The organism is Streptomyces sp. NPDC002156 (assembly GCF_053593675.1).
In genome coordinates this window covers 1-11244 of record NZ_JBSFDA010000249.1, presented here as the reverse complement: position 1 = coordinate 11244, position 11244 = coordinate 1, and the positions used below count along the sequence as shown (strand labels likewise).

Sequence of the window (11244 nt, the reverse complement as noted above, 5' to 3'; positions counted from 1 at the left end):
GGCTCCTCGATGCAAATCGAGGAGCCCCGCTCCGAGTTCACGCGCAGGAAGGGCTGCTCAGACGCCCTCCGTACCCGTCAGACCTCCACGACGACCGGGAGGATCATCGGGCGCCGACGGTAGTTGTCCGACACCCATTTGCCCAGCGTGCGGCGGATGAGCTGCTGCATCTGGTGGGGCTCCACCACGCCGTCCTGTGCCGAGCGCTCCAGCACCTCGGCGATCCTCGGGACGACGTCGGTGAAGGCCGAGTCGTCGATGCCCGAGCCGCGGGCCTGGATGTGCGGGCCGCCCGTGATCTTGCCCGTGGACGAGTCCATCACCACGAAGACCGAGATGATGCCCTCGTCGCCGAGGATCCTGCGGTCCTTCAGGGTGGGTTCGCCGACATCGCCGACCGAGAGTCCGTCGACGTACACGTACCCGGCCTGGACCTTGCCGGAGATCTTCGCCTTGCCCTCGATGAGGTCGACGACCACACCGTCCTCGGCGATGACGATCCGGTCATGCGGGACGCCCGTCATGGCGCCCAGCTCGGCGTTGGCCCGCAGGTGGCGCCATTCGCCGTGGACCGGCATCAGGTTGCGCGGCTTGCAGATGTTGTAGAAGTACAGGAGCTCGCCGGCCGAGGCGTGGCCGGAGACGTGCACCTTGGCGTTGCCCTTGTGGACGACCTTCGCGCCCCAGCGGGTCAGGCCGTTGATCACGCGGTACACCGAGTTCTCGTTACCGGGGATCAGCGACGAGGCCAGGATCACCGTGTCGCCCTGGACGATACGGATCTGGTGGTCCCTGTTGGCCATGCGGGACAGCGCTGCCATCGGCTCGCCCTGCGAACCCGTACAGACCAGCACGACCTCGTGGTCCGGGAGGTCGTCGAGGGTCTTGACGTCCACCACCAGGCCCGGGGGGACCTTCAGATAGCCCAGGTCCCGGGCGATGCCCATGTTGCGGACCATCGAGCGGCCGACGAAGGCGACCCTGCGGCCGTACTCGTGGGCCGCGTCCAGGATCTGCTGGATGCGGTGGATGTGGCTCGCGAAGCTCGCCACGATGACCCGCTTGCTGGCGCCCGCGAAGACCTGGCGCAGCACGTTCGAGATGTCGCGCTCGGGCGGGACGAAGCCCGGGACCTCCGCGTTCGTCGAGTCGGAGAGGAGAAGGTCGATGCCCTCTTCGCTCAGCCGTGCGAACGCGTGCAGGTCCGTGAGGCGGCCGTCCAGCGGGAGCTGGTCCATCTTGAAGTCGCCCGTGTGGACCACCATGCCCGCAGGGGTGCGGATGGCGACCGCGAGGGCGTCCGGAATGGAGTGGTTGACCGCGATGAACTCGCAGTCGAAGGGGCCGATGCGCTCGCGGTTCCCCTCCGTCACCTCAAGGGTGTACGGACGGATCCGGTGCTCCTGGAGCTTCGCCTCGATGAAGGCGAGGGTCAGCTTGGAGCCGATCAGCGGGATGTCCGGCTTCTCCCGCAGGAGGTAGGGGACGGCGCCGATGTGGTCCTCGTGGCCATGCGTGAGGACGATGCCCTCGATGTCGTCGAGGCGGTCCCTGATGGACGTGAAGTCCGGCAGGATCAGGTCGATTCCGGGCTGCTCCTCCTCGGGGAAGAGGACGCCGCAGTCGACGATGAGCAGGCGTCCGCCGTACTCGAAGACGGTCATGTTGCGGCCGATCTCACCGAGGCCGCCCAGCGGGGTGACCCGGAGGCCGCCCTTCGGGAGCTTCGGCGGGGCGCCGAGTTCAGGATGCGGATGACTCAAAAGACTCTCCTCACCACACGCGCCACGTACCGGTAAGGCACGTGGCGCGCATGACGTTCGTGCAAAAGCAGTTGTTGGATGTGGACTGCGGACACAGTTGTCCCGCGTATTCAGTTGTGAAGTCTGATGTCAGAGCTGTACCCCGCCGGCGGCAAGATCGATCTTGAGCTGCGCGATCTCGTCGGCCGACAGCTCGACCATCGGAGCGCGCAGGGGTCCGGCGGGCAGGCCCTGGAGGGCGAGCGCGGCCTTGGTGGTCATGACGCCCTGGGTGCGGAACATGCCGGTGAAGACCGGGAGCAGCTTCTGGTGGATCTCGGTGGCCTTCTGGACGTCGCCCGCGACGTACGCCTCGACCAGAGTGCGCAGCTCCGGTGTGACGACGTGGCCGACGACCGACACGAAGCCGACCGCGCCCACAGAGAGCAGCGGCAGGTTCAGCATGTCGTCGCCCGAGTACCAGGCGAGTCCGGAGCGGGCGATCGCCCAGCTGGCCCGGCCGAGGTCGCCCTTGGCGTCCTTGTTGGCGACGATCCGGGGGTGCTCGGCGAGCCGGACGATCGTCTCGGTGCTGATCGGGACGCCGCTGCGGCCCGGGATGTCGTACAGCATGACCGGGAGTTCGGTGGCGTCGGCAATAGCCGTGAAGTGCCGGTACAGGCCCTCCTGCGGGGGCTTGTTGTAGTACGGCGTGACGGTCAGGAGGCCGTGTGCGCCGGTCTTCTCCGCCGCGCGGGCCAGTTCGATGCTGTGGTGGGTGTCGTTCGTGCCGACGCCCGCGATGATGTGGGCCCGCTCGCCGACCGCCTCCAGTACGGCTCGTACGAGATCCGATTTCTCCGCGTCGCTGGTGGTCGGGGACTCGCCGGTGGTGCCGTTGATGACCAGGCCGTCATTGCCTGCGTCCACCAGGTGGGTGGCGAGCCGCTGAGCGCCGTCGAGGTCGAGCGCGCCGTCCGCCGTGAACGGCGTGACCATGGCGGTGAGGACCCTCCCGAAGGGGGTCTGCGGAGTGGAGGTCGGAGCCATGGGTACCACGCTACTCGCTGCTCAGGGCGCGGTCTGCCCTAGGGGTGCGGGAAAAGTCAGGACAAATACGGAGCCCGGCACTGCCTGCTCGGGGGTTCAAGCAGTGCCGGGTCCGTTTGATCAGGCTAGATGAACCTCTCGAAATACCGCAATACGGACACTTCGCGAGGCTGATCCGCACACCTGTGCCCGGCGGTAGAACACGCGCGTGCGTCTGCCCTACGGCGCGACCCTGCCGTTCTTGTTGAAGGCCGCGTGGGTCAGCGGCATGAGGCCGGCCCACGCCGCCTCCATCTTCTCGCCGACCATCTCGATCTCCCGCTGCGGGAACGACGGCACCTTCGCCAGCTCGTGCTGTGTGCGCAGGCCGAGGAAGTGCATCAGGGAGCGCGCGTTGCAGGTCGCGTACATCGACGAGAACAGGCCGACGGGGAGGACCGCCCGGGCGACCTCGCGGGCGACGCCCTGCGCGAGCATCTGCTGGTAGTTCCGGTACGCCTGACGGTACGCGTCCTCCATGGCGTGCTCGACGACTCCGTGCTGCTCGGGGGTGCCCTCGACGAAGACGTACTTGCCCGGCCGGCCCTGCTGGACGAGCTTGCGCGAGGTGTCCGGCACGTAGAACACGGGCTGCAGCTCCCGGTATCGCCCGGATTCCTCGTTGTACGACCATCCCACCCGGTGCCGCATGAACTCGCGGAAGACGAAGATCGGGGCGCTGATGAAGAACGTCATGGAGTTGTGCTCGAACGGGCTGCCGTGCCGGTCTCGCATGAGGTAGTTGATCAGCCCCGTCGAGCGCTCCGGATCCTTGTTCAACTCGTCCAGGGACTGCTCCCCGACGGTCGACACACGGGCCGCGAACAGCACGTCTGAGTCCGACGCGCTGTGTTTGACCAGCTCGACGGTCACATCGCTACGCAGGTCGATCTTGAACTCGTCGTCGGGGGTGGGCGTCACGGTTCGGAGAGTCCTTCCCATCTCGTCATTCGGCGACGCCACTCTACGGCCCGCCAAACGGGACGTTCTCCATCGTCACAGAGTTAAGTTGGTGAAACCGGGCACCATTTGGGGCGCTCGCTCGTCTGTACAGACAGCAGCGAATCGTTCGATTCTCAGAGTTCGATCCCCGAGGGAGAAGTACCCCCATGTTGCGCCGGCGCGAGCCCGTACCGTTCGCCTTCATCGCCGAAGCCGACAAGTTCCGCAGCAATGTCGCTCCACCGCCCCGTGAGCGCGCGTCCGTCGGTGACATAGCCGGGCGCTGGCTCCTGGGGCTCACCATCGTCGCCGGGCTCGTGGGCTCCCTGGTCCTCGGGATGCCCGCGCTGTCGGTCGATCAGGCCGGCGGGCAGACACAGCAGTCCCAGGCGGCCGACAGCCGTTGAGGGCCCGTCGGGCTGCGGCCGAATGGCGTGGTCCGGCCCTCCTCGGACCCCCGAGGCTGGTGACCGGGCAGCCGGCTCGATAACCTCACCGGGCACAGCCCGAGCATGGAATTGAGTGAGGACCAGCCGTGCCCCTGCCCTTCCTTACGGCCGACCGCGCCTCCGACGAGGCCGCGGCCGGCGTCGCGCTGCCGTTCGACGACCGCGACCGCTGGCGTCGCCCCTACCGGCCCGGCCCCTGGCGGGTGGGCGTGGCGGCGCTTCTGCTGCTGCTCGCCTCGTACGTCCTGTTCGCGGCGGTCATCATCGCGGCCACCGGCGAGGTGTCCGGCGGCGCGGTCTGTCTCGGCATCGCGCTGGGCGTCATCGCCACGGCACTGCGGCTGCTGCGCACCGGCGTGTGGGTGAGTGCGCGCGGGGTGCGCCGGGTGGGGTTCCTCGCCACGCGGACGACGCGCTGGGAGAAGGTCGTCGCCGTACGGACGGTGCAGCGGCCGGTGCGCTGGCTGGGCCTGCCGCGCACCGTGCAGGGGCAGGCATTGGTCCTCGTACGCCGGGATCGGGCCGCTGACGATCTGGCGCCGCTGCTCACCACGCACAACGCCGACTTCCTGGGGCGTATGGCGGCGTTCGACCGGGCGGCGGACAGCGTCGAGGCATGGGCAGCGGAGTTCGGGCGGGGCTGAGTGGTCCACTGCGGCGCCGTCGTGGCTGGTCGCGCCCGCGCGGCGGAGCCGCACATTGATACAGCCCCGCGCCCCTTTGGAGCGCGGGGGCCCCTGCCCTCGTTCCGGAAGCGGGTCTTCAGGCTTGCTGGGCCGGTGTCCTGCCGTCGTGCAGGGCGATGGCGCGCTGCATCGCCTTGCGGGCGCGGGGGGTGTCGCGGGCGTCGTGGTAGGCGACGGCGAGACGGAACCAGTTGCGCCAGTCGTCGGGGGCCGACTCCGTCTCGGCCTTGCGTCTGGCGAAGACCTCGTCGGCCGAGTCGCGGTCGACCCGGCCGCTCGGGGTGCGCCTCAACTCGTCGGCGGGCAGGCCGCCTTCGGCGTCCAGCTCGGCGGCGAGACGGTTGGCGTTCCGGACGAACTGCGTGTTCTTCCAGAGGAACCACACGCCGATGACCGGCAGGATCAGGACCGCCACGCCGAAGGTGACGGTCAGGAGCGTGCCGGTCTGTATGAGCATGACCCCGCGGCTGCCGACCAGAACGAAGTAGAAGACCAGGACGGCGGCCGTGAGAGCGTAGGAGAGCTTCGCGCGCATGATGTTCCTCAGTCCTCGATCCTCAGCCGAGGTCGAGGAAGTTTTCCAGGCCGAAGGTGAGGCCGGGGGTGTCCACGACACGGCGCGCGCCGAGCAGGATGCCCGGCATGAAGCTGCTGTGGTGCAGCGAGTCGTGCCGGACGGTCAGCGTCTCGCCCTCGCCGCCCAGCAGGACCTCCTGGTGGGCCAGGAGGCCGCGCAGACGTACGGAGTGCACGGGCACCCCGTCGACGTCCGCGCCCCGGGCGCCGTCCAGGGCCGTGACGGTGGCGTCCGGCAGCGGAGCCGAGCCCGCCTTGGCCCGGGCCTCGGCGATGAGCTGGGCGGTGCGCGCGGCGGTACCGCTCGGGGCGTCCACCTTGTTCGGGTGGTGCAGCTCGATGACCTCGACCGACTCGAAGTAGGGCGCGGCGATCTGCGCGAACTTCATGGTCAGTACGGCCCCGATGGAGAAGTTGGGCGCGATGAGCACGCCCGTCTCCGGGGACTGGGCCAGCCAGCCGGTGAGCTGCGCGAGGCGGTCGTCGGTCCAGCCGGTGGTGCCGACGACCGCGTGGATGCCGTGGCGCACACAGAAGTCGAGGTTGCCCATCACCGAGGCGGGGGTGGTCAGTTCGACCGCGACCTGGGCGCCCGTGTCGGCGAGCGTCTCCAGCTTGTCGCCCCGGCTGAGGGCGGCGACCAGTTCCATGTCCTCGGCGGCCTGGACCGCCCGTACCGCCTCGGATCCGATACGGCCGTTGGCGCCGAGGACCGCCACGCGCAGCTTGCTCATGTTCTTGCTTCCTTACCGGATGGACTCGGAGGTCGGACGGATACGTCGGACGGGTACGGCCGTCAGGCGACGGCCTCGTGCAGACGTGCGGCCTGTTTGTCCTTGAGCGGGCCGATGACCGCCAGCGACGGGCGCTGTCCCAGGATCTCGCGGGCGACCTCGCGGACGGCGTCCGGGGTGACCTCGGCGATCCGGGCCAGCATGTCGTCGACGGACATCTGGTCGCCCCAGCACAGTTCGCTCTTGCCGATACGGTTCATCAGCGCGCCCGTGTCCTCCAGGCCGAGGACCGTCGAACCGCGCAGCTGGCCGATGGCGCGGCCGATCTCCTCGTCGGAGAGGCCGTGTTCGGCGACGTGGTCGAGTTCGTCGCGGCAGATCTTCAGCACGTCGTGGACCTGCGAGGGCCGGCAGCCCGCGTACACACCGAAGAGGCCGCAGTCGGCGAAACCGGACGTGTACGAGTACACGCTGTACGCGAGGCCCCGCTTCTCCCGGACCTCCTGGAAGAGGCGGGACGACATGCCGCCGCCCAGGGCCGTGTTGAGCACGCCCAGTGCCCAGCGGCGTTCGTCCGTGCGGGCCAGGCCCGGCATGCCGAGGACGACATGGGCCTGCTCGGTCTTGCGGCCGAGCAGTTCGACGCGGCCGCTCGTACGGAGGCTGCGGCGGCCGTCGCGCGGGGCGATCGGCGTGGCGTCGAGGTGCTTGAGGGCGCCCGCCTTCTCGAAGGCGGCGCGAACCTGGCGTACGACCTTGTTGTGGTCTATGTTGCCGGCCGCCGCCACGACGAGGTGGGTCGGGTCGTAGTGCTTCTTGTAGAAGCGGCGGATGCGGTCCGCGGTGAGGGCGTTGACCGTGTCGACCGTGCCGAGGACGGGGCGGCCGAGGGGGGTGTCGCCGAGCATGGTGTGCGCGAACAGGTCGTGCACGCAGTCGCCCGGGTCGTCCTCCGTCATCGCGATCTCTTCGAGGATGGCGCCGCGTTCGACGTTGACGTCCTCTTCGAGGATCAGGGAGCCCGTGAGCATGTCGCAGACGACGTCGATGGCGAGCGGGAGGTCGGTGTCGAGCACGCGCGCGTAGTAGCACGTGTACTCCTTCGCCGTGAACGCGTTCATCTCGCCGCCGACCGCGTCGATCGCCGAGGAGATGTCCAGTGCCGACCTGCGCGTGGTGCCCTTGAAGAGCAGGTGCTCCAGGTAGTGCGTGGCGCCGTTCAGGGTCGGCGTCTCGTCGCGGGAGCCGACGTGGGCCCAGATGCCGAAGGTCGCGGAGCGGACCGAGGGCAGCGTTTCGGTGACGATGCGCAGGCCGCCGGGGAGGGTGGTCTTACGGACCGTGCCGATGCCGTTGGTGCCCTTGATCAGGGTTTGGGTACGGGCGACGGCCCGCGCCTCCGAGGAGGTGCGGGCCGTCGTCGTGGGGCTGGTCGACGTCACTTGTCGCCGTCGTCCTTCTTGTCGTCCTCGGCGTTCTCTTCACCCTCGATGACGGGGATCAGGGACAGCTTGCCGCGGGAGTCGATCTCGGCGATCTCGACCTGGACCTTCTGGCCCACGCCGACGACGTCCTCGACGTTCTCCACGCGCTTGCCGCCGGCGAGCTTGCGAATCTGCGAGATGTGCAGCAGACCGTCCTTGCCCGGGAGCAGCGACACGAACGCACCGAAGGTGGTCGTCTTCACGACCGTACCCAGGTAGCGCTCGCCGACCTCCGGCATGGTCGGGTTGGCGATGCCGTTGATCACTGCACGAGCGGCCTCGGCCTGCGAGCCCTGCGCGGCACCGATGTAGATGGTGCCGTCGTCCTCGATCGTGATGTCGGCGCCGGTGTCCTCCTGGATCTGGTTGATCATCTTGCCCTTGGGGCCGATGACCTCACCGATCTTGTCCACGGGGATCTTGACCGTGATGATCCGCGGGGCGTTCGGGGACATCTCGTCCGGCGTGTCGATCGCTTCCATCATCACGTCGAGGATGTGGAGGCGGGCGTCACGGGCCTGCTTGAGAGCGGCGGCCAGGACGGAGGCGGGGATGCCGTCCAGCTTGGTGTCCAGCTGGAGGGCGGTCACGAACTCCTTGGTGCCGGCGACCTTGAAGTCCATGTCGCCGAAGGCGTCCTCCGCACCGAGGATGTCGGTGAGGGCGACGTAGTGCGTCTCGCCCTTGATCTCCTGGGAGATCAGGCCCATGGCGATACCGGCGACGGGGGCCTTCAGCGGCACACCGGCGTTCAGCAGCGACATGGTGGAGGCGCAGACCGAGCCCATGGACGTCGAGCCGTTGGAGCCGAGGGCCTCGGACACCTGACGGATCGCGTAGGGGAACTCCTCGCGCGTCGGGAGGACCGGCACGATCGCGCGCTCGGCGAGCGCGCCGTGGCCGATCTCGCGGCGCTTCGGGGAGCCGACGCGGCCGGTCTCGCCGACGGAGTACGGCGGGAAGTTGTAGTTGTGCATGTAGCGCTTGCGCGTCACAGGCGACAGGGTGTCGAGCTGCTGCTCCATGCGGAGCATGTTGAGGGTGGTGACGCCCAGGATCTGGGTCTCGCCACGCTCGAACAGCGCCGAGCCGTGCACGCGCGGGATGGCCTCGACCTCGGCGGCGAGCGTACGGATGTCCGTGACGCCACGGCCGTCGATGCGGACCTTGTCCTTGATGACGCGCTCACGGACCAGGGACTTGGTCAGCGAGCGGTAGGCCGCGCTGATCTCCTTCTCGCGACCCTCGAACTGCGGGAGCAGCTTCTCGGCGGCGAGACCCTTGACGCGGTCCAGCTCGGCCTCGCGGTCCTGCTTGCCCGCGATGGTGAGCGCCTGGGACAGCTCGTCCTTGACGGCGGCCGTGAGGGCCTCCAGGACGTCGTCCTGGTAGTCGAGGAAGACCGGGAACTCGCCGGTGGGCTTGGCGGCCTTGGCGGCGAGGTCGGCCTGGGCCTTGACGAGCACCTTGATGAAGGGCTTCGCGGCGTCCAGACCGGCGGCGACGACCTCCTCGGTCGGCGCCTCGGCGCCGCCCGCGACCAGCGCGATGGTCTTCTCTGTGGCCTCGGCCTCGACCATCATGATCGCGACGTCGCCGTCCTCCAGGACGCGACCGGCGACGACCATGTCGAAGACGGCGTCCTCGAGCTCGGTGTGCGTCGGGAACGCGACCCACTGGCCGTTGATCAGCGCGACGCGGACGCCGCCGATCGGGCCGGAGAAGGGCAGACCGGCCAGCTGCGTGGACGCGGAGGCGGCGTTGATCGCCACGACGTCGTACAGGTGGTCGGGGTTGAGCGCCATGATCGTGGCGACGACCTGGATCTCGTTGCGCAGGCCCTTCTTGAAGGACGGGCGCAGCGGGCGGTCGATCAGGCGGCAGGTGAGGATCGCGTCCTCGGAGGGCCGGCCCTCACGACGGAAGAAGGAACCGGGGATCTTCCCGGCCGCGTACATGCGCTCCTCGACGTCCACCGTGAGGGGGAAGAAGTCGAGCTGGTCCTTGGGGTTCTTGGAGGCGGTGGTGGCCGACAGCACCATGGTGTCGTCGTCCAGGTACGCCACGGCGGAGCCGGCGGCCTGCTTGGCCAGGCGGCCCGTCTCGAAGCGGATGGTGCGGGTGCCGAAGGAACCGTTGTCAATGACGGCCTCGGCGTAGTGGGTCTCGTTCTCCACTAGCGTTTTCTCCGATACTTTTTCGTCTTTTGTCCCGTCCTGCCCGTGTGGCAGAGGGACGTGGTGTCGGAGAAGCGCGCCTTCTGAGTGCGGGCCGGTCTTCGATCGAAGCACCCGGGGGTCGCAGTTCCCGGGGGCCACTACCGAGGACCGGCGGCGGCGAGGTGCACTTCTCCTCGTATGTGTCCTGCGTTGCGTCCTGCGTTTGTGTCCTGCGTATTGCGTTGTGCTACCACACTACAAAGAGGCAGTGACACTCCGCACGTTTCCGCACGTACGGCAAAGGGAGCGGCCCCCTAGAAGTGGGAACCGCTCCCTCTCACAGCGTCTTACTTGGCGCCCGCCGCACCGCGGCGGATGCCGAGGCGGTCGACCAGCGCACGGAAGCGCTGGATGTCCTTCTTGGCCAGGTACTGGAGAAGGCGGCGACGCTGACCGACGAGGATCAGCAGACCACGACGGGAGTGGTGGTCGTGCTTGTGCGTCTTGAGGTGCTCGGTCAGGTCCGAGATACGGCGCGAGAGCATCGCGACCTGGACCTCGGGGGAGCCGGTGTCGCCCTCCTTGGTACCGAACTCAGAGATGAGCTGCTTCTTCACTGCGGCGTCGAGCGACACGCGTACTCCTCGTAGTCTTTGTAGTAGCCACCGAGTGCCCCTGGTCCACTTCTCAGGGGAGCTTCCGTAACTCGGGAGGCCGGGAATCCGCTGGGCGCGGCCTCCGGGGTGAATGACTCCGGGGGTGCGTACACAAACGGCCGTCGCCCAGGATACCAGCAGGCAGCGGCCGTCTTCACCGCGGTGTGCAAACAGTCCGGATGCCCGGGCTCGGCCACTAGGGTGAGAACACAGATCGTAGTTGTCGTATCACGTACGTCGGGAAGGGGTCGCTTCGCCATGGCGGAGGCACAGGGCGCACAGGACACCACGGCCGCGCAGGACGAGGACGTCAAGGCGCGCAAGGAGCGGGAGCGGGACGAGCTGTACTCCCTCGACATCTCGGGCGTCGAGTGGCACAGCGCGCCCGGCACCGAGGAGCACGAGGAGCGGGTCGAGATCGCCTATCTCCCCGAGGGCGCGGTGGCCATGCGGTCGTCCCTGGACCATGACACCGTCCTCCGTTACACGGAGGCGGAGTGGACGGCGTTCGTGCTCGGGGCGCGCGACGGGGAGTTCGACCTGGAGCCGACGGAACAGAACGGCGGGCTCGCGGCGGGTGCCGGTGCGGGTACGGATTCCGGCGGGGACGTGGAGTAGTTCGCCGCCCGGAAGAGGGGCGGGGGGGGGGGGGGGGGGCGGGGCGGGGGGGGGCCCAGGTTGTGGGAAGATGGTGGAGGTGGGGGGGGGGGGGGGGGGCCGAAAAGAA

General features: G+C 68.6%; 11 protein-coding genes. 3 read left to right on the top strand and 8 right to left on the bottom strand.

What is annotated here, in order from left to right:
* Nucleotides 1–77: 77 nt before the first annotated feature.
* From ACWCRB_RS46470 to thyX, 3 genes are all read right to left on the bottom strand, one after another.
* Nucleotides 78–1763, bottom strand: a complete 1686-nt coding sequence (locus ACWCRB_RS46470; protein ID WP_235474460.1) for a ribonuclease J — start codon at nt 1761–1763, stop codon at nt 78–80.
* Between the two features lie 129 nt (nt 1764–1892).
* Complete coding sequence (dapA, locus tag ACWCRB_RS46465; protein ID WP_451001855.1) at nt 1893–2792, bottom strand: 4-hydroxy-tetrahydrodipicolinate synthase; 900 nt, start codon at nt 2790–2792, stop codon at nt 1893–1895.
* Between the two features lie 219 nt (nt 2793–3011).
* Nucleotides 3012–3752, bottom strand: coding sequence for an FAD-dependent thymidylate synthase (gene thyX, locus ACWCRB_RS46460; protein WP_369035560.1), 741 nt, complete (start codon nt 3750–3752; stop codon nt 3012–3014).
* 188 nt (nt 3753–3940) lie between these two features.
* On the opposite strand from thyX, the gene ACWCRB_RS46455 reads away from it, so the two are divergent.
* Entirely contained in the window at nt 3941–4180 is a 240-nt protein-coding gene (locus tag ACWCRB_RS46455) for a hypothetical protein (RefSeq protein ID WP_451001854.1), read from the top strand.
* 128 nt (nt 4181–4308) lie between these two features.
* Entirely contained in the window at nt 4309–4866 is a 558-nt protein-coding gene (locus ACWCRB_RS46450) for a hypothetical protein (protein WP_451001853.1), read from the top strand.
* Nucleotides 4867–4984: 118 nt separating this feature from the next.
* Here the strand turns inward: ACWCRB_RS46450 and ACWCRB_RS46445 are convergent, their stop codons facing one another.
* The 5 genes from ACWCRB_RS46445 to rpsO form a co-directional block, all read right to left on the bottom strand.
* Nucleotides 4985–5443 (bottom strand): hypothetical protein, encoded by a 459-nt coding sequence (locus ACWCRB_RS46445; protein WP_451001852.1) that lies wholly within the window; start codon nt 5441–5443, stop codon nt 4985–4987.
* Between the two features lie 22 nt (nt 5444–5465).
* Nucleotides 5466–6218, bottom strand: a complete 753-nt coding sequence (gene dapB, locus ACWCRB_RS46440; RefSeq protein ID WP_451001851.1) for a 4-hydroxy-tetrahydrodipicolinate reductase — start codon at nt 6216–6218, stop codon at nt 5466–5468.
* A gap of 62 nt (nt 6219–6280) precedes the next feature.
* A complete protein-coding gene (locus tag ACWCRB_RS46435; protein ID WP_451001850.1) occupies nt 6281–7660 on the bottom strand; it encodes a M16 family metallopeptidase in 1380 nt (459 codons plus the stop codon).
* Nucleotides 7657–9879 carry a polyribonucleotide nucleotidyltransferase gene (locus ACWCRB_RS46430; RefSeq protein WP_451001849.1) on the bottom strand — a complete coding sequence of 741 codons (2223 nt, stop codon included), beginning with the start codon at nt 9877–9879 and terminating at the stop codon, nt 7657–7659. Before ACWCRB_RS46430 ends, ACWCRB_RS46435 begins: the two co-directional genes overlap by 4 nt.
* A 329-nt stretch (nt 9880–10208) precedes the next feature.
* Nucleotides 10209–10496 (bottom strand): 30S ribosomal protein S15, encoded by a 288-nt coding sequence (rpsO, locus tag ACWCRB_RS46425; protein ID WP_189149835.1) that lies wholly within the window; start codon nt 10494–10496, stop codon nt 10209–10211.
* 279 nt (nt 10497–10775) lie between these two features.
* On the opposite strand from rpsO, the gene ACWCRB_RS46420 reads away from it, so the two are divergent.
* Nucleotides 10776–11135 (top strand): DUF397 domain-containing protein, encoded by a 360-nt coding sequence (locus tag ACWCRB_RS46420; protein WP_235474469.1) that lies wholly within the window; start codon nt 10776–10778, stop codon nt 11133–11135.
* Nucleotides 11136–11244 lie beyond the last annotated feature (109 nt).

Bases quoted from the DNA above. Each gene is read 5' to 3' on its own strand.
- dapA (WP_451001855.1), bottom strand. From the start codon at position 2,792: ATGGCTCCGACCTCCACTCCGCAGACCCCCTTCGGGAGGGTCCTCACC.
- ACWCRB_RS46455 (WP_451001854.1), top strand. From the start codon at position 3,941: ATGTTGCGCCGGCGCGAGCCCGTACCGTTCGCCTTCATCGCCGAAGCC.
- dapB (WP_451001851.1), bottom strand. From the start codon at position 6,218: ATGAGCAAGCTGCGCGTGGCGGTCCTCGGCGCCAACGGCCGTATCGGA.
- ACWCRB_RS46445 (WP_451001852.1), bottom strand. From the start codon at position 5,443: ATGCGCGCGAAGCTCTCCTACGCTCTCACGGCCGCCGTCCTGGTCTTC.
- ACWCRB_RS46420 (WP_235474469.1), top strand. From the start codon at position 10,776: ATGGCGGAGGCACAGGGCGCACAGGACACCACGGCCGCGCAGGACGAG.